The sequence below is a fragment of the Chitinimonas sp. genome, from assembly GCF_036568685.1.
GTDB lineage: Bacteria > Pseudomonadota > Gammaproteobacteria > Burkholderiales > Chitinimonadaceae > Chitinimonas.
The window spans coordinates 16,891-34,853 of the sequence record NZ_DATCSC010000159.1; the positions used below are offsets into that span (position 1 = coordinate 16,891).

The 17,963-nt window shown below is 61.9% G+C and carries 16 protein-coding genes, 1 tRNA gene and 1 riboswitch; of the genes, 8 read left to right on the top strand and 9 right to left on the bottom strand.

Annotation, left to right across the window (positions count from 1 at the left end; all coding sequences use genetic code 11):
- Nucleotides 1-10 precede the first annotated feature (10 nt).
- The gene (locus tag VIM95_RS23245) at nt 11-1,393 is read left to right on the top strand and encodes an NAD(P)(+) transhydrogenase (Re/Si-specific) subunit beta (protein ID WP_331990522.1); all 1,383 of its coding nucleotides are present in this window, start codon (nt 11-13) and stop codon (nt 1,391-1,393) included.
- A gap of 235 nt (nt 1,394-1,628) precedes the next feature.
- Nucleotides 1,629-1,779, top strand: a riboswitch (FMN riboswitch).
- A 400-nt stretch (nt 1,780-2,179) separates the two neighbouring features.
- The gene (gene ribB / locus VIM95_RS23250) at nt 2,180-2,854 is read left to right on the top strand and encodes a 3,4-dihydroxy-2-butanone-4-phosphate synthase (RefSeq protein ID WP_331990524.1); all 675 of its coding nucleotides are present in this window, start codon (nt 2,180-2,182) and stop codon (nt 2,852-2,854) included.
- Here ribB and VIM95_RS23255 read toward each other — a convergent pair.
- From VIM95_RS23255 to VIM95_RS23270, 4 genes are all read right to left on the bottom strand, one after another.
- On the bottom strand, nt 2,840-3,883 hold the full coding sequence (locus VIM95_RS23255) for a CobW family GTP-binding protein (protein ID WP_331990526.1): 1,044 nt from the start codon (nt 3,881-3,883) through the stop codon (nt 2,840-2,842). The two genes, ribB and VIM95_RS23255, sit on opposite strands and share 15 nt — an antisense overlap.
- A 4-nt stretch (nt 3,884-3,887) precedes the next feature.
- Entirely contained in the window at nt 3,888-4,511 is a 624-nt protein-coding gene (locus VIM95_RS23260) for a ParA family protein (protein ID WP_331990528.1), read from the bottom strand.
- 17 nt (nt 4,512-4,528) lie between these two features.
- Nucleotides 4,529-5,815: an acetyl-CoA C-acetyltransferase gene (locus tag VIM95_RS23265; RefSeq protein ID WP_331990530.1), complete on the bottom strand. Its 1,287-nt coding sequence runs from the start codon at nt 5,813-5,815 to the stop codon at nt 4,529-4,531.
- Nucleotides 5,816-6,099: 284 nt separating this feature from the next.
- Nucleotides 6,100-7,431: an FAD-dependent monooxygenase gene (locus VIM95_RS23270; protein WP_331990532.1), complete on the bottom strand. Its 1,332-nt coding sequence runs from the start codon at nt 7,429-7,431 to the stop codon at nt 6,100-6,102.
- Here VIM95_RS23270 and VIM95_RS23275 point away from each other — a divergent pair.
- Nucleotides 7,415-8,251, top strand: coding sequence for a helix-turn-helix transcriptional regulator (locus VIM95_RS23275; protein WP_331990534.1), 837 nt, complete (start codon nt 7,415-7,417; stop codon nt 8,249-8,251). The two genes, VIM95_RS23270 and VIM95_RS23275, sit on opposite strands and share 17 nt — an antisense overlap.
- Nucleotides 8,252-8,330: 79 nt before the next feature.
- Here VIM95_RS23275 and VIM95_RS23280 read toward each other — a convergent pair.
- Nucleotides 8,331-8,404, bottom strand: a tRNA-Gly gene (locus VIM95_RS23280).
- 241 nt (nt 8,405-8,645) lie between these two features.
- Here VIM95_RS23280 and VIM95_RS23285 point away from each other — a divergent pair.
- Nucleotides 8,646-9,251 carry a hypothetical protein gene (locus VIM95_RS23285; protein WP_331990536.1) on the top strand — a complete coding sequence of 202 codons (606 nt, stop codon included), beginning with the start codon at nt 8,646-8,648 and terminating at the stop codon, nt 9,249-9,251.
- 91 nt (nt 9,252-9,342) lie between these two features.
- Here the strand turns inward: VIM95_RS23285 and VIM95_RS23290 are convergent, their stop codons facing one another.
- Together VIM95_RS23290 and VIM95_RS23295 are read right to left on the bottom strand one after the other, a co-directional pair.
- Nucleotides 9,343-10,695 carry a KAP family P-loop NTPase fold protein gene (locus tag VIM95_RS23290; protein WP_331990538.1) on the bottom strand — a complete coding sequence of 451 codons (1,353 nt, stop codon included), beginning with the start codon at nt 10,693-10,695 and terminating at the stop codon, nt 9,343-9,345.
- A gap of 60 nt (nt 10,696-10,755) precedes the next feature.
- The gene (locus VIM95_RS23295; RefSeq protein ID WP_331990540.1) at nt 10,756-12,246 is read right to left on the bottom strand and encodes a YifB family Mg chelatase-like AAA ATPase; all 1,491 of its coding nucleotides are present in this window, start codon (nt 12,244-12,246) and stop codon (nt 10,756-10,758) included.
- 422 nt (nt 12,247-12,668) lie between these two features.
- Between VIM95_RS23295 and VIM95_RS23300 the strand changes: the two genes are divergently transcribed.
- Nucleotides 12,669-13,685, top strand: a complete 1,017-nt coding sequence (locus VIM95_RS23300) for a sensor histidine kinase (RefSeq protein WP_331990542.1) — start codon at nt 12,669-12,671, stop codon at nt 13,683-13,685.
- Nucleotides 13,682-14,446: a LytTR family DNA-binding domain-containing protein gene (locus tag VIM95_RS23305; RefSeq protein WP_331990544.1), complete on the top strand. Its 765-nt coding sequence runs from the start codon at nt 13,682-13,684 to the stop codon at nt 14,444-14,446. Before VIM95_RS23300 ends, VIM95_RS23305 begins: the two co-directional genes overlap by 4 nt.
- A gap of 70 nt (nt 14,447-14,516) precedes the next feature.
- On the opposite strand, the gene VIM95_RS23310 is transcribed toward VIM95_RS23305, so the two are convergent.
- Entirely contained in the window at nt 14,517-15,479 is a 963-nt protein-coding gene (locus VIM95_RS23310; RefSeq protein ID WP_331990546.1) for an alpha/beta fold hydrolase, read from the bottom strand.
- Nucleotides 15,480-15,722: 243 nt separating this feature from the next.
- Between VIM95_RS23310 and VIM95_RS23315 the strand changes: the two genes are divergently transcribed.
- Together VIM95_RS23315 and VIM95_RS23320 are read left to right on the top strand one after the other, a co-directional pair.
- The gene (locus VIM95_RS23315) at nt 15,723-16,658 is read left to right on the top strand and encodes a lysophospholipase (protein WP_331990548.1); all 936 of its coding nucleotides are present in this window, start codon (nt 15,723-15,725) and stop codon (nt 16,656-16,658) included.
- A gap of 18 nt (nt 16,659-16,676) precedes the next feature.
- Nucleotides 16,677-17,531: a GNAT family N-acetyltransferase gene (locus tag VIM95_RS23320; protein WP_331990550.1), complete on the top strand. Its 855-nt coding sequence runs from the start codon at nt 16,677-16,679 to the stop codon at nt 17,529-17,531.
- Nucleotides 17,532-17,744: 213 nt separating this feature from the next.
- Here the strand turns inward: VIM95_RS23320 and VIM95_RS23325 are convergent.
- Nucleotides 17,745-17,963 (bottom strand): FAD-binding domain-containing protein (locus VIM95_RS23325; protein WP_331990552.1); only part of this gene is annotated, 219 nt, incomplete at its 5' end.

The following is a 17,963-nucleotide window of genomic DNA, read 5'->3' on the forward strand; positions in this document are numbered from 1 at the left end:
GGCGCGCACGATGAACCTGATCGCCCAATACGCCGACTGGATCTATCTCGCAGCGGCCGTGCTGTTCATCCTCACCCTCAAGGGTCTCTCCAGCCCTACCGGCGCCATTGCCGGCAACCGCTACGGCATGGTGGGCATGGCGCTCGCGGTGCTGGTCACCCTGGTGATCGCCCCCAGCCCCAACTTCGCCCTGATCGTGGTGGCCATGGTGGGCGGTGCGGCCATGGGGACCTACCGTGCCAAGACGGTGCCCATGACCCAGATGCCCGAGACGGTGGCCATGATGCACTCGCTGGTAGGCCTGGCGGCGGTGCTGATCGCCCTGGCGGCGGTACACAATGCCAACCAGCATCACAACGCGGTGCAAAGGGTGGAGCTCTTTATCGGCTGCTTTATCGGCGGCATCACCTTTACCGCGTCGGTGGTGGCCTGGGGCAAGCTCAGCGCCAAGCTGGCGGCCAAGCCGCTCAAGGGGGGCTGGGTCAAGCCAGTGCAGGTGCTGGTGGCGCTGGGCATGCTGGCAGCCGGCGTGCACTACTTCGTCAGCGAGAGCCTGACCGCCTTCTGGGTCATGACGGCGCTCTCCCTGGTGCTCGGCTACTTCCTGATCGCCCCGATCGGCGGTGGCGACATGCCGGTGGTGGTGTCCATGCTCAACAGCTACTCGGGCTGGGCGGCGGCCGGTATCGGCTTCACCCTCAACAACTCGGTGCTGATCATCGCGGGTTCTCTGGTGGGCTCCTCCGGCGCCATCCTCAGCTACATCATGTGCAAGGCCATGAACCGTTCGCTCCTGAATGTGATCTTTGGCGGTGGCATGGGTGGCGAGGAGGCGGCCACCAGTGGTGGCGAAGCGGTGCAACGCGCCTACAAGTCGGGCAGCGCGGACGATGCGGCCTTCATGATGGGCAATGCCGATTCAGTGGTGATCGTGCCCGGCTACGGCTTGGCGGTATCGCGTGCCCAGCATGCGCTGCAGGAGTACGCCAACGCCCTGACCGAGAAGGGCGTGAACGTGCGCTATGCCATCCACCCGGTGGCGGGCCGCATGCCCGGCCATATGAACGTGCTGCTGGCCGAGGCCGAGGTGCCCTACGAGCAGGTGCTGGAGATGGAGGAGATCAACTCCGACTTCGGCAACACCGACGTGGTGCTAGTGATCGGCGCCAACGACGTGGTCAACCCGGCAGCGCAGAAGGACAAGGCCAGCCCCATCTACGGCATGCCCATCCTCGAGGCCCACAAGTCGCGCACCGTGATCGTGGTCAAGCGCTCCATGAGCGCGGGCTACGCCGGCCTCGACAACGACCTCTTCTATATGGACAAGACCATGATGGTGTTTGGCGATGCCAAGAAGGTGGTGGAAGACATGATCAAAGCGGTCGCGCACTGACCGCTCTTTCGAGAGACCGTCCCAGGACGTTTGCGAGCTGCCCACAACCGGGCAGCTCTTTTTTTGGGTGGCATCGGTGGTGTTTGTTCAAGCCCTCGGGGCCGGGTTGGCGGGTTGTCGCCTTGCTCCAAACCCACCCTACATTGGCTGCCGCGCCGCGGCTTGCTCGGGCAAATCCGTGTTGCGAGTAGGGAAAGCGGGCAGTTACTATCCGCCCGCCATCCAACCTTGGGTGGTGCGTCTTCAGGGCGGGGTGAAATTCCCCACCGGCGGTAGGGTGCAGTTCAGCGCACCGAGCCCGCGAGCGCCTAGCCGCAAGGCTGGGGTCAGCAGATCTGGTGAAATGCCAGGGCCGACGGTCAGAGTCCGGATGAAAGAAGACGAGGTGTGAACCACATCACCCCCTGGGGGCGGTGTGCGCATCTTTTTTGGTGGGTACTCTATGCCAAAGGAGCACGCCGATTTTCTCTGCTCGAGCGACAGCGAGGCTCCCTCCCCGCAAGGAGGACGCCGTGGTGGTAAGCCCCTTCGGGGCAACAACCACGCAGTCGCGGTTTCGAGGGCGGGGGGAGTGGGATCAATCAGCGAGGGCTGGTTGAGCTGAAGATGTCGATTAGCACCCGGCGAGCGAAGTCGTTGCCACCTTTAGGTGGCTTACTACTTCGGCCTCCTCCTTGCGGGGATCAGTCGGGTGGTGAACTGCACGTCCAGTTTGGTGCTTCCTTTTTCGTGTGTCCCGCCACGCCCTGAACGCTTCTTTGCCATCTATCCGACAAGGAGCGTTACATGAAATTGTTCCAACAGTACTTTGCCCACAGCACGGCCGAGAGCCGCGTCCGCGCTGCGATTGCCGCCATGCGCGATGGTCGCGGCGTGGTTCTGCTTGATGATGCAGACCGCGAGAACGAAGCCGACCTGATCTTTGCCGCTGAGGCGGTGACCGTGCCACAGATGGCCCAGCTGATCCGCGATTGCAGCGGCATCGTCTGCCTTTGCCTGCCCGGCGAAGCGATCGACGCCTTGGGCTTGCCGGCCATGGTGAGCCTGAACCAGAGCCGCTACAGCACCGCCTTCACCGTCTCGATCGAGGCACGCGAGGGGGTGAGCACCGGTGTGTCGGCCACCGACCGCGTCACCACGGTACGGGCCGCCCTGAGCGGGCAGGCCAGTGCCATCGTCAGCCCCGGCCATGTCTTCCCGCTACGCGCGCAGGCCGGCGGGGTGCTGGCGCGGCGTGGCCATACCGAGGGCTCGGTGGACCTGGCCCGGCTGGCTGGCTACCAGCCGGCAGGCCTCTTGTGCGAGCTGACCAATGCCGACGGCAGCATGATGGTGGGGGATGAGGTGATCGCCTATGCGCAGCAAAACCAGCTGCCGGTGGCGACCATCGAAGACCTGGTGCAGTGGCAGCGTGCCGCCATGGCACCCGCAGCTAGCGAACGTGAGCTAGTGATCGTTTAAACGGCAATCGTAGAGCGCAGTCTGGAAGCGGGCCCAGTCGGGCCCGCTGGCTGCCACGATGATCTCGGCGCGGCTATCGCGCCGCCAGGCGATCTCCACCGCGCTGGTCTCGCCCCCCACCCAGTTGAACAGCAGCCAGCCGTGATCGGTATGGAACACACCCTTGCCGCGCGATACCGGCGGCAGGCCCAGGGCAGGGTGCTCACCCAGCTGTTGAAATAGTTGCGCCAGCTTCTCGGCCGAGAACCGCAGCTGCGGCGCCCAGCGCCAACCGCAGCTGGCTTGCTCCCCTTCGCTACGTTGCTTTACCTCGGGCTGGCCATCGGCCGGCGGGGCGGTTTCTACCACATCGGGTGCCGCAGCCGTGCGTGGGCGGGGGCTGAGATCGGGGCGGCCGGGTGCTGGCGTTGCCGCTTCTTCTTCGCGCGCCAGATCCAACAGGGCCGGGTCCAGCTCGCCCTGGCTGGTGGTACGTACCGCCAGCTTGGGCGGGAACATGGCAGCGGCCATGGCCAGAAAACGATCCACGTGAAACGCATCGGCGCGGTCGCACTTGTTGGCCACCAGCACATCGGCCAGGGCAATCTGGTCGCGCCAGATCTCGTGGCTGGTGTAGCGGGTGTCGTCGAGCTGGCGCGGGTCTACAAGGGTAACCGTGGCGCGGACTTCCAGCGCAGCGGCGAGGAAGGGGTCGCGCAGCACGTCGATAATGCCGGCCGGGTGGCCCAGGCCGCTGGGTTCGATCAACAAGCGGTCTGGCCGGCGCTGGCGCAAGAGCTTGGTCAGGCTCACCCGCAGCATGGGGCTGGTGGTGCAGCAGATGCAGCCACCGGGCACCTCCACCACATTGAGGGCATCACCCGCCGCGGCGATGGCGGCGCCGTCTATGCCAACCTCGCCGAACTCGTTGACCAGCACGGCCCAGTATTGGTCGGCGGGTTTGTCGGCCAGCAATTTGCGGATGGCGGTGGTCTTGCCCACCCCCAAAAAGCCGGTGATCAAATTCACCGGAACGCGCGTTTTGTTCATACGTTCAGTCTTGCAGCCAATCGAGTATCGGCTGCCATTGTTCCAGATCGCGCGCCATGCGGGCAGCCGGCAGGTCGAAGATGCCCAGGCCGCGCGGCAGGGTCTGCAGGTAGTACTGCGTATCGCGCAGGGTAGTGAGCACCGGCAGGCCAAACTGGGCCAGGAAGTCCGCCAGCTCCTGGCTGGAGCGGGTGTGGGCCTTGACCCGCATGCCCACCACGGCGATCTCCACCTTGCCTTTGCGGACCTGCTTTTCCTCGGCCAGCCGGGCAAAGAAATCCTGGCTGGCCCACATATCAAAGCTGGAGGGCTGCACCGGCACCAGGATGCGGTCGCTGAGCTTGAGCGTGGCCTCGAGCTTTTTGCCGCGCAGGCCGGCCGGGGTATCGAGCACCGCCACCTCGGTGCCCTTGGGCGGCTTGCCCAACTCCTCCTCGCTGCAGTCCCAGTGGCCGATATGCGGAAAACTGCCAGAGCGCAGGCTCAACCAGTAGGCGGCCGATTGCTGCCTATCCAGATCGCCCAGCCTGACCTTGCGCTGTTGCCAGGCAAAGTAGGCTGCCAGATTGGTGGCCAGCGTGGATTTGCCGGCACCGCCCTTGGGATTGGCGATCAGGATGGTCTGCATGGCGGCTTACGATTTGATCAGGGACGCTCCACGATAGCAGCAATCCCCTCGCCACCGGCAGTGCAGATGGAGATCAGGCCACGGCCGCTGCCGCGCTGCTCCAGCAGCTTGCCAAGGTTGGCCAGGATGCGGGTACCGGTAGCGGCGAAGGGGTGGCCAAAGGCCAGCGAGCTGCCCACCACATTGATCTTGGCCGGGTCGATGCTGCCCAAGGCCTTGGGCAGACCCAGCCGCTTCTGGCAGTACTCGTCCGACTCCCAGGCCTTGAGGGTGCACAGCACCTGGGCGGCAAAGGCTTCGTGGATCTCGTAGAAGTCGAAGTCCTGCAGGGTCAGGTTGGCGTCCTTGAGCAGGCGGGCGACGGCCACCGTGGGCGCCATCAAGAGGCCTTCGCCAGCCACGAAGTCCACCGAGGCGGTCTTTACATGGGTAAGGTAGGCCTGCACCGGCAGATTGCGCTCGCGTGCCCAGTCTTCCGACGCCAGGAGCACGGCCGAGGCGCCATCGGTCAGCGGGGTGCTGTTGCCGGCGGTGAGCGTGCCCTGGCCCGAGGTCTTGTCGAAGGCGGGCTTGAGGGTAGCCAGCTTTTCCAGGGTGGTATCGGGCCGCAGGTGGTTGTCGCGCTTCACCCCGGCAAAGGGCACGATCAGGTCATCGAAGAAGCCACCGGCCAGCGCGGCGGCGGCCTTCTTGTGGCTGTCGTAGGCCAGCTTGTCCTGATCCTCGCGCTTGATCTGCCATTCCTTGGCCATGATCTCGCAGTGCTCACCCATGGACATCTTGGTACGCGGCTCGCCGGCATTGGGCGAGAAGGGCTTGAGCTCCTTGAAGCGGAAGCCGGCAAAGGCGGCCAGCTTCTGGCCAAAGGTCTTGGCGTTGGAAACCTTGATCAGGCGCTGCGCGAAACGACGGCTGAAGACGATGGGCGCGTCCGAGGTGGTATCGGTGCCGGCGGCAATGGCGCTGTCGATCTGCCCGGTGGCGATCTTGGCGCCCAGTTGGGCAGCTGCCTGCAGGCTGGTGCCGCAGGCCATCTGCACGGTGTAGGCGGTGGTGAGCGGCGAAAGCTTGCTGGAGAGCACCGCCTCGCGGGTCAGGTTCCAATCCTTGGAATGCGAGATCACCGCGCCGGCACCCACTTCACCGATCTCCACGCCCGCAAGGCCGAACTTGTCCACCACCGCATTGAGCGCGCCGGTGAGCATGTCGAGGTTGGACTGGTCCTGGTAGAGGGTATTGGAGCGGCAGAAGGGGATACGGCTGCCGCCGATGATGGCAACGCGGCGCAGGCTGCGGTCGGACATGGTGGTGACCCTGGCGGAATAAAACGCCAGTGTACCGCGTCCCGCCTGCCTGCCAAGCGCTTGACCTACCTAAAGGTAGGCCATGTAGCTGCAGGTCGTGCAAGGCGTGGCGCCAGAAAGCAAAACAGGCCAACCCCTTGCAGCCTGGCCTGCCAGCTTCTAAAGCGGGCGAGGGGAACAGAGAGTCAGGCAGCATGCCTCGATCCAAGCCAACTCCGCCATTGGCCCGATACCTCCTCCCATGGCACTTCCCGAACGGCCCCGTGCCTCGCTCGGGGTTCTCGTCACGGGTAATCGGGCAGCTGGAACGGCGTTGCGGTCTGCTTTGCCCGACCCGCAAGCCATTTGCCAAGGCGCTGCACCGGGCTGCTTGCGATCAGCCGCTGCAGCACCCGCATCAAGGCGATGCCGGCGCGCGACTTCACGTGCAGCAGCGTGACCAGGCGGGCACTCATCTGCGCCTGCGTTTGCTCAACCAGGGGCCGCAACCGTTGTTCATAGGCGGCAAAGGCGTCCGCGACCTGCTCATGCTGCTTGATCTCGCCAGCGAGCACATAGGCGCCGACCAGGCTCAGCACCGTGCCTTGCCCGGTGAAGGCGGTGGGGCAGTAGCCGGCATCGCCCAAGAGGACAACCCGGCCCTGCGACCAGGTCGAGACCTTGACCTGGCACATCGGGCCGAAATACAAGTCCCGCACCTGGTCCATCCCCGCCAAGATGCGCTCTGCCACCGTACCGCGACCCAGCAGGGCTTCGCGAAGCACGGCCTTGCTCTCGGCGGTACCGCTTGGCTCAACTCTTACCGCCGTCTTGGGAAAGGTGACGAGTACGGTGGTCTCGGCAGTGGTGCCGGGGCGTAGCGTGATCATCGTTCCGCCTATGCCGTTGATCGACCAGGCCCAGCCATCGTCCTCCGGCCTGCGGGGAATCTTGAAGAAGGCCATATAGGCGCCGAAGTCATGGAAATGCGTATGCTCGGACAGCACCATCTGCCGCGTGGACGATGCAATACCGTCGGCACAAACAACCAGTTCAAATTGCTCGACGCTGCCGTCATTGAAGGCGACTTCCACATGCTCGTCAGCCTGCTTGAGCGCGCTGACGTAGCATCCGAAGCGATACTCGCAGCTCGCCCTGGTCGCCTCGTAGAGGATGTTGGCAAAGTCGCCCCGCAGAATCTCGAAGTCGCTGGTCAAGCTGCCGATCGACCCGATGGGGAGGGCGGCGATCAGCCTGCCGTTCGCATCGAGGTACTTCTGTCCCTGCTCCTGGGTGTTTTTGGCCAGGATCTGCTCGGCCAGCCCCATGCGGCGGATTACGTCCTGCCCCGGCCCCTTGATGTCGACGTTCTGGCCACCGTCACGAATGGCCTTGGCTTTTTCGGCGATAACGACCGAATAGCCGTACTGGTGTAGCCAGAAACCCAGCGTTGGTCCTGCTATGCCGGCCCCGCAAATCAAAATCCGTTTTCCCGCTTTCAAGTCCTGTCTCCTCAAGGTGTGCCATCTCAGCGCATGGTAGGGGGACGGTGCCTTGGCAGCATTACGCAAGCGGGCCAGAATATTTTGAATTCTTGCCATTCGTGTCGGAGACCAGCGTATGCCGCTGTTGACCAAGCAATCCGCTTCCATCGACTGGTTCGACCCCGACGACGTCCCGCGGGATGTGGTCACGCTGGGTGCGGCCGGCGTGGAGATAGGCGGCCCCAACAGTGCAGAGACAACCTTCGGCGAGCGCAAGGAGAGGGGGTTTCATCGCCACCGCAAGGGTGAGTTGCTGCTGACCCTGCGCGGGGTGATCACCCTGGAAGTGGAAGGGGGCCTGTGGATCGTGCCGCCCCAGAGCGCGATCTGGGTGCCGGGGGGTGTTGTCCACAAATTCACCGCCAGCGGGACGATAGACTGCTACGTGCTCTTTATCGAAAACAGCGTGGCGACGGGCTTGCCGGCCACCTGCAGCTCGCTGGCGACAACGCCGCTGCTGCGCGAACTGCTGGTGCGCTCGGCTAGCCTGCCGGTGCTGTACCCGGAGGGAGGGATGGCGTCGCATCTGGTCACGCTGCTGCTCGACGAACTCGCGCTCGCCCCGGTCGGGAACCTGCATTTGCCCATGCCCACGGACCCGCGCTTGCGCAAGATCGCCGAGACGATCATGAACGACCCTGCGGACCGCGGAACGATCGCGTCGTGGGGGCGCCGGGTTGGTCTGAGTGAGCGCACCTTGGCCCGCCTGCTCAAGCAGCAGACGGGGATGAGCTTTGGGCGCTGGCGGCAGCAACTGCAGCTGATGCTGGCTGTGAGATGGCTGGGCTCGGGGGCATCGGTCCAGCAGGTCAGCGATGATCTGGGCTACGAGAGTGCAGGCAGCTTCGTCACCATGTTTCGCAAGGCCCTGGGGACCTCGCCTGGCCGGTATATCGCCAGATCCGGCCTGTAGCCGCGATGGTGAAGAAGCTGAGAGGGGGTGCTGCCTGCGATCTTCCCCGGTCTGCCTGGCAGTACCTGGAAGGTCGAATTGGAGCGGGCGATGGGAATCGAACCCACGGCTCTAGCTTGGGAAGCTAGGGTATTACCATTATACGACGCCCGCGAAGGGGTGGATTCTAGCGCGCGGCCCTTGCTGCGCCAAGCCTTGTCGATGCGAATGCCGCCCGCAGGCGCTGCTATACTCGCCGCCCAAACACAATAAGCGATGCATGAGGGAGGACGCCGCGGCGGGTTTAAACCTGCGCGGTGCTGGACATCGTTTACCTGAAAGGTCGCTGCTGTGTTGGCCACTCACCCCTAGGTGGGTGCGACAAGAGCAAACCTAGTCAGGGAGAAAAACAAGCATGCGTTTCAACTTCAGCCAGACCGTACTGGCCGCCGCCCTCGCGCTGACCGCCATGGGCAGCCAGGCCGCCAATGTGCCCCACCCGGGCCTGCGCTTTATGATGACCGGCGGTGTCACCGCCGGCGGCGACAAGATCGACAAGGTCACCTACACCGACGGCGCTACCAGGAACATCAGTGCCGGCGGTACCGTGACCGTGGGCGGCGGTGTGCTGTGGCAACCGGAAGACAGCAACTTCAGCCTGCAAACCACGCTGAACTACCATTTCAGCAATGCCAGTGCCAGCAACGGCAACGCCACCTTTGACCGCTATCCGCTGGAAGTGATCGCCTTCTACAACTTCGCCGAGCAGTGGCGTGTGGGCGTTGGTGCGCGCCACGTGTTCCGCCCCAACTACTCCTTTGACGTAGCTGGCGGCTTTGGCGTGGACTACAAGGACGCCAATGGCGCCTTGATCGAAGTCGGCTACTTCTTCACGCCCCAGGCCCTCTTGAGCCTGCGCTACGTGCACGAGACCTACGAAGAAAAGACCAACAGCCCCTACTACAAGCCGGCCAAGCTGGACGGCTCGCACGTGGGTGTGAACGGTAGCTTTATCTTCTAAGTGGTTTGAGTACTGCTGGAATGAGGAACGCCCCGCTGATGCGGGGCGTTTTTTCGAGTAAAAACTATATACCTCGATGTGCCAACTATTATTAGTTAGTGTCTAAAGCGACGCTGCGAAGTGCTTCACGAACAATGGTGTATTTTTCTTCATAGCTAGGGGGCCAACCATTAAAAGCATTTGCAATCATTTGATCCCAATTTCGTCGGCTTTCATCATTTGGCAGGAAAGAATTTGGGGTGTTGGCCAGATCTATTAGTAACAATCCAGTTAATAAATTGGATCCATATGACCACTTGGAATCTGGTTCTTCTAAAGCTGTTCTTCCAATAGACTTTGCTATTTCAGTAGGTAAGAAATTATTCTCAAGTAAATCACCTGCTAGTTTTGGGAGTATGCAGGCGCAATATACTGCATATATTCGCAACAAGAGGTAACCGTACTTTAAGGGCGCACCTCTTTCTCCAAGCCCCTTCCCTTCAGTTAATACTTGATAAATTTCATAATACCTTGCAAGTGCTTCAACTTCACGAAGCGACAGTTGCTTGATTTTTATCAATTCAAAGAGGAATTTAGTTATTGCTTCATTGATGAGGCCACTAGTTTTTAAAACAGAACTATTCCCTATCAAATCTAAAAAATGTTTTTCCGAGGCAAGGCGTAGATTATAGCCATTATTTTCTTTATATACGGAAGGCAAACGGAAACTGAAGGCGAGAAACTTATCCAAATATCGCTGCGCATCAATCTCGCCACCATAGCTATGATTAATTGAAGCCTTTAGCTGTTGCGTGTTTGTCACCAATACAAACTGGACGCCATCAACATCAAGAATATGTTTAATTACTTCTAGCATGCCAAGAGCAAAATCTGGGCGACACCGATCAAGTTCATCTATAAAAAAGATAATTGGCTTTTCTTTGGCGATTCCACTCAAAGACTCTTGCAGAGAAAATATACTCTGCTCAATGTTCATATGTTCTTTTAGAAGAGACTCAGTTGTTTTGTCGACTATAGCTTCTCCGGCATTCTTTAACGCATCCTTCCATTCATCCTCTAACTCTACAGCGTCTTGTTTGAGTAACCATCCAACTGCAGCTTTCCCAGCCGTTTTTACCCCGAAACGTAGCGCAGGCATTGCCTTTTTCATCAACGCCATTTTTTCTTTTTTTGGTAACAATGACAAAATCGCTGCTAGTAAAGTCATCAACGGTTGATCTGCGTGATCAGCACGGAAGGCATCTACGTAAACAGGAATCGATTTTTCTTGGTCGTTCAACAGGGCAACCATTTTCTTGCAGAACTCGGTTTTCCCGGTTCCCCAGCTTCCATCTATTACCATCGGAGATACTCGTACATCGGAAGTAAGCAGGCGGATTAAGTTTTCGGCAACTGGGCGGCGCTTATATTCATCGCGTACGTCAAACGTAATTACTTCACTCATAAATCATCTTTCAAAATAAATGTAGAAGCTAAATTCGAGCCAAGCAATTCCCGTATCTAACTACAACACCCTTCGATACTGAATCGCCTCCGCCAAATGCCCCGCCCCGATCTGCGCCTCCCCCGCCAGATCAGCAATCGTCCGCGCCACCCGCAAAATCCGGTGATAAGCCCGCGCCGAGAGATCCAATTTCTGCATCGCCACCCCCAATAGCTTTTGCCCGGCGGCATCGAGCTTGGCGACTTGGTCCAGCTCGCGGCTGCCCAGGCGGGCGTTTTCCATGCCCTGTCTGGTCAGTTGCTGTTCCCGGGCGCGGTTTACCCGTTGGCGTACGGTGTGGCTGTCTTCGCCGCTGGCCGGGGCGGCCAGTTCTTCCTGAGGGACGGCGGGGACTTCGATGATCAGGTCGATGCGGTCCAGCAAGGGGCCGGAGAGTTTGCCGGTGTAGCGGGCCACCTGGTCCGGCGTGCAGCGGCAGCGACCATTTGGGTGGCCGCGGTAGCCGCAAGGGCAGGGGTTCATGGCGGCGACCAGTTGAAATGCTGCCGGGTATTCGGCCTGACGGGCAGCGCGGGAGATGACGATGCGGCGGTTTTCCAGTGGTTCGCGCAGCACTTCCAGCACTTTCCTGTCGAACTCGGGCAGCTCATCGAGGAAGAGCACGCCGCCGTGCGCGAGGCTGATCTCACCGGGGCGCGGGTCGGTGCCGCCGCCGACCAGGGCAATGGCCGATGCCGTGTGGTGCGGCGCGCGGTAGGGGCGCTGGCGGAACTGCTCGGCGCGAAAGCCTTGCGAGCCCAGGGACTGCAGCGCCGCGGCCTGCAGGGCGGCGTCTTCTTCCATGGGTGGCAAAAGGCCGGGCAGGCGGGAGGCGAGCATGGATTTGCCGGTGCCGGGCGGGCCGACCATGAGTACCGAGTGGCCACCGGCGGCAGCAATCTCCAGCGCGCGCTTGGCCGGCCGCTGGCCTTTGACGTCGGCGAGGTCGGGGTATTGCGTAGTCTGCGCCAGTTCCGGTGCCGGATGGCGCCGCAGCAAGGTGTGGCCGGCCAGGTGGGCACAGACCTCGGCCAGGCTGCCGGCGCCCAGCACTTCGCAGCCGGTGATCAGCGCAGCCTCGGCGGCATTGGCGTGCGGCAGGATAAAGGCGCGGCCGGCCTGGCTGGCCGCCAGCGACATGGCCAGCGCACCGCGTACCGGGCGCAATTCACCGGTCAGGGCCAGCTCGCCGGCGAATTCGTACTGGGAAAGTTTGTCCTGCGGGATCTGCCCGCTGGCGGCCAGTATGCCCAGGGCGATGGGCAGGTCGAAGCGGCCACTTTCCTTGGGTAGATCGGCCGGGGCCAGATTGACTGTGATCCTGCGCGTAGGGAACTCAAACCGGGCGGTCTGGATGGCGGCCCGTACGCGGTCCCGCGCTTCCTTGACCTCGGCGTCCGGCAGGCCCACCACCGTGAAAGACGGTAGGCCGTTGGCCAGGTGGGCCTCGACCACCACTTCTGGCGCAGATACGCCATTCAGGGCACGGCTGTGCAGCACGGCCAGCGACATGTTTCCTCCCGCGATAGCTTCTTTGTTCTATGCGGGGATTACAGCACGCGGCGGGAGCGCGCTCAATGGTCCTGCTGCAAGCTGTGGCGCGGCGTGGACGCTGGCTTGCAGGACCACGGGCGGTCTAGAATCCCTGCGCATGCCGTAAGCATGGGATGATGCTTCGCAGGCCGCTTGCAGGCTGGTTTTGCGCAGTTTTGGTCGTCCACATCCCAACGAGGACGAAATGTGGGTAAGTGCTGCGAGTCAGCGAGGCTGAAAAATTGGCCACAACTTGGCCCGGCCGCGGATACCGCCTTGTCCACGGCTTTCCTGGGCTGCAAGTGTTTGAGCCGGCATGGCGAAACGGGCTTGTCCACAGAAAAGGGCTGGCCTTATCTATCCTTACCCAAACTATATACGTACATCCATAAAGCCCGCCTGTGAACAGCCCTTTGCCGACCACCATCCCTGACCGCCTGCCCGATACCCAGAACCTGGGCGTCATGCTGCGCGTGCTGCTCAGCACCAACCTGCTGGCGCTCCTGGTGGCACTGGCCGCGACCTCTTCCTTCAATGCCGGCCTGTTGCGCTATGTAGATGATGCCGCCTTGCTCGAACCCAGCCTGCTCTGCAGCATGGCGCTGCTGTCACTGCTGCGGGATGCCCTCTTGAAGCTGGACTACGAATGGGGCGTGGCCGTGTGTATCTCGATCACCGTGCTGGTGAGCCTGGCCATACGCCGCAGCCTGAGCGAGCTCTACCCGGGGGGTGAAGCGGTCTACTTGCGCACGGCGCTGACGGCAGGGGTGCTGACCTGGGGCTTGTTGGGCTACTTCAGACTGCGCGGCAGGGCACTCTCACCCTTGCTGACCGAAGCCCGCTTGCAGGCGCTGCAGGCGCGCATACGACCGCACTTTCTGTTCAACAGCCTCAATGCGGTGCTGAGCCTGATACGCAGCGAACCGCGCAAAGCCGAGCGGGCGTTGGAAGACCTGGCCGATCTGTTTCGGGTCTTTATGGCTGAAAACCGTGAATTGGTACCACTGGCTCGGGAACTGGAACTGGCTCGTCAGTATCTGGGGATAGAGGCCTTGCGCCTTGGCGAGCGCATGACTTTGGAGTGGCATACCGAGCGCATGCCAGGTGACGCCATGATCCCGCCCTTGATCATGCAACCCTTGCTGGAGAACGCGGTTTACCACGGCATCGAGCCCTCGATTGCACCCGGCGTGATCTCGGTAAATATATTCCGGTCGCGAGAAGAGTTGCATATTGATATCCGGAACCCCTATTACAAAGAGGGTGGACGTCACCATGCGGGCAACAAGATGGCGATGGGAAATATCCGCGAACGCTTGCGGCTGCACTTCGATGCAGAAGCGAATCTGAAAACAACTGTCGGTAATGACTATTATCAAGTACACCTGACTTTGCCTTATCGACCGGCCAAACCATGACCTCGACGCTCAGAATCTTTCTGGTCGACGATGAGCCGCCAGCCCTGAACAGGCTGCAGGACATCCTGACCGACTGCCGACCCGACTACCCCCATGAGGTGGTAGGCACGGCCCAGACCGGCACGGAAGCCATAGAAAAACTGGTACAGCACCCCGCCGACCTGGTGCTGACCGATATCAATATGCCGGGCATGAATGGCTTGGAGCTGGCTCGCCATCTGGGGCGCTTGCACCACCGGCCGGCCGTGGTGTTCTGCACGGCGTTTGACGAATTTGCCGTGCAGGCCTTCGAGGTCCATGCGCTGGACTACCTGCTCAAGCCCATACGGCGCGAGCGGCTGGAGTCTGCCCTGGCCCGTGCCCGTGAGCTGCCACACGCCAGCCACGATGCCCTGGCCGCCTTGGCCACCACCGCCCGGCGTTATTTCAGCGTGGCCGAGCGTGGCAAGGTGCGGCTGGTACCGGTGGATGCGGTGCTCTACCTCAAGGCCGAGCTCAAGTACGTGACCCTCAAGACGCAAGACGCGGAGTACCTGCTGGAAGAATCGCTGACCCAGCTCGAGACGGAGTTTGGCGATCGCTTCTTACGCATACATCGCAACTGCCTGGTGGCGCGGGAGAAGCTCTTGGGCTTTGAGCGTGGGCATGAGGAAGGCGAGGGCCACTGGGTGGCGCTGCTCGATGGTTGCAACGAGAAATTGCCGGTCAGCCGCCGGCAGGCCCATGTGGTGCGCGAATTCCGGCGTGGTGAAGCAGCTTGAGCAAAGAGAAACATCCAAACAAAACGGCCCTGAAATCTCAGGGCCGTTTGTTTTTTCTGGGGCGGATTACCTAGGCTAGGGCGGGCTGCTTGGTGCTGGTATCGGCTTTGCTCTGCATCGCTTCCTCGACAAAGCGCTTGTAGACACGGGCGGTACTGAGCGGTTTTTCCAGCATGGGCACGTGGCCGCAGGCAGGAATGATGGCGACCTGGGCGTGTGGTACACCGGCCTGGAAGAGCTTGATCGAGGAGATATCCAGCACCCGGTCGTCGTCACCCCAAAGGATGAGCGTGGGCGCGCTGATCGCGGGCAGGTGCTCGTCCAGCCAGATCCGCTCGCCAAAGATCTCGTGGAAGATCAGGTCCTGGTCATCGGCCGCCGCCATGGCGCGGTCTACCAAGTAGTCGCGCAGAAAGCCCGGTACAAAGGGGCGCTTGTGGTAGACCAGCCGCAATATCTGGTCAAAGTCCGCCGGCTTGCGGGTAAGCAGCAGGTTTTCGCCGGCCAGGGCAGCGTTGTAGAAAGGGCTGCGTACCGTCATGTCCACACCGGCAGCATTGAAGAGGGCCAGGGTGGCAACACGCTCGGGGTGGGCGGCGGCAAAGCCGGCGGCGATATAGCCACCCATGGAGTTGCCGCACAAATGCACCCGCTCCAGGTGGAGCATGTCCATGAAGTCCTTGAGCCGGGCGATCTGCCGCAACAGCGAATAGGACTGGTTGGGCAAATAGCCGGTATCGCCAAAGCCGGGCAGGTCGGGCACCAGCAGGCGGTAGTGCTCGCGCAGATAGGGGACAAAGCGCACCCAGTTGTCGCCATCGCCGGCAAAGCCGTGCAATAGCACCATGGGCGGGGCATCCCGCTTGCCGGATTCGTGATAGACCAGCTCAAAGCCGTCCACACCGATGGTGTGGCGTACATAGCCGGCATGGCGGCGCAGCAGCCAGATGGTCGCCTTGGCCCAACGGGTCCAGGTCAGGCCGATGCTCACCAGCAACAGCCCTGCAACGCCCACGACGAGCCACCAGTTCATGGTTTATCCTCTCCTACCCTTTGGGCCACTCACAAAACGCTTCTGGCGTCGTTGTGCTGCGCTTGCACGCCTGAGCGTGCTTGTTGGCGCTTTAGCGCCTTACCAGCACGGTCTCCTCCTTGCGGGGAAGCCAGAACCGCTGCGCTGCGTTTTGTGAGTGGCCCACGAGTCTGACAAAGCTTTAACAGTGTGCTGCAAGGCTTTGAACAGACAACAATTCTGCCCATTCTAGCGCTATCAAACATGCTACTCGATACCTTTCGCGCCGATGATGGCGCTATTTTGGGCCGATACCACTGGCCCGCAACCCAACCCCGCCGCATCGTGGTGTTCTCGCACGGCATGGCCGAGCATGCCGGCCGCTACGACGAGATGGCCCGTTTTCTGAACGAGCACGACTGCGAAGTCTGGGCGCTGGACCACCGTGGTCACGGCCGCAGCGTACAGGATGGGCGTGTCGGTTATTTTGCGGAGCGCGATGGCTTCCGGCGCGTGGTGGCGGACCTGATGCAGCTGATCGACCATGCCAAGGCCCAGCACCCGGGTCTGGAGCTGGTGCTGGTGGGGCATAGCATGGGCTCTTTTGTGGCGCGCCTCTTGATGCTGACCCGGCCGGGCCTGGTGAATGGTTTTGTGCTCTCGGCCACCGGCTTTCGGCAGGCACCCTTGGCGCGCTGGATGGCGCGCATCGCCGCCTGGCAGGGCCGCCGCAAGGGCGCGGACAAACCCTCGGCCTTTATGAGCAAGCTGGTGTTCGGCACCTTCAACCTGCGCTTTCTGCCCAGCCGCACCGCCTTTGACTGGTTGAGCCGTGACCCGAAGACGGTAGATGCCTATATGGCCGACCGTGATTGTGGCTTCGATTGCAGCCCACAGCTGTGGCAGGACCTGTTCAACGCCATTGTGGAAATGGAAACCCGTGAAGCCGGCGGCTCTACCCTGCACGCCACCCTCTCGGTCATGCTGCTCGCCGGCACGCACGACCCGGTCAGCATGGGGGGCAAGGGCTGCCGCCAGCTTTCCGAGCGCTATCTGCGCATCGGCCTGCGCGATGTGGTGGTCAAGGTCTATCCCAAGGGCCGCCACGAGATGTTCAACGAGACCAATAAGCACGAGGTCTGGCAGGACTTGCTGACCTGGATCAACCGCCGCTTCCCGGCAGCCGAATCCGGCTTGTAAGCCAGCCCCGTGCGATCCATGAACCAGCCCGAACTGCGCAGCCTGGCCGGGGTGCCGCTGGAGGTGGTGCACGCCGCCTTTCTGGCGGCCTTTGCCGACTATGCGGTGCCCATGCAGCTGGACTTGGCGGCCCTCGCCACCATGCTGACGCGGCGCGGCTATGCACCCGAGCTGTCAGTTGGTGCATTCGCAGGCGAGCAATTGGTGGCCTTTCACCTGATCTGCCGCGGCAGCTGGCAGGGTAGGCCGGCGGTCTACGACACCGGCAGCGGGGTATTGCCCACCTGGCGCGGCCGGCGCCTGAGCCGGGCGATGTTTGAATGGCTGGCCCCACGCTGGCGGGACGCAGGCGTGGTCGAGGCGCGGCTGGAAGTGCTGGTCGATAACCTGGCCGCCCGGCGCAGCTATGAATCGGTGGGGTTTACCGTCTGCCGCGAGTTCGACTGCCTGCAGCTCGATGCCGTGCCGGAAGCGGTGCTGGCCGAGGGTGTGAGCCTGCGCGTGGAAACCAGCAATCACTGGCCGGAAGTGGCCAGGGCATGGTTTCACGTGGAGCCGGCCTGGCAGAACAGCATCGCGGCTTTGGCGGCCTCGCCGCAGGTATTCAGCCGCTTGGCACTGTGGCGCGGCGAGGTCTGCGTGGCGGTGGGGATAATCAACCCGGTGAGTGGCGAGCTGCCGCTGTTTGCGGTGGCGCCCGATCAACGCCGGCAGGGATTGGGGCGGGCTTTGCTCGCTGCGCTGCGCGCACACAGCGAGAAGCCATTGCGCTTTATCAACCTAGAAAGTGGTTGCGACAGCGTCCTGCTGTTGCAGGCGCTTGGTGCGCAATGCACGGCGCGTCAGGTCGAGATGGTCTGGCCGTTGGCCTGAGTAAGCGGTTCGTGCGTGTGCTGGCGAGCGTCAGCGAGGTTCCCCGCCGGCGTAGCGGCTGCCAGAGTTCTTGGCGCGTTAGCGCCTAGAACCTGTGCGTGTAAAGCTGCGGAGGGGTAGGGGCTAGATAAAGGGGAGCCGCTATTTCAGTTTTCGCAAAACTTAAGCGCCCGGGTACCCCGGGCGCCTGCGCTGTGCCAATCTTTTAGGTGTCTACGTTCGTTTGAACAAGGCGAGTGCGAGTTCCCGCTGCGTGGCGTGGTCCACGACAGGTTCCGGGTAATCCACCCCCAAGCGTACACCGGCCTCCGCCAGCAACATGGGCTTGGCGAGCCAGGGGGCATGGATATCGTCGGCCTTGAGTTTGGCGAGTTCGGGCACATAGCGGCGGATGAACTTACCCTCGGGGTCGAACTTCTCGGACTGGCTGAC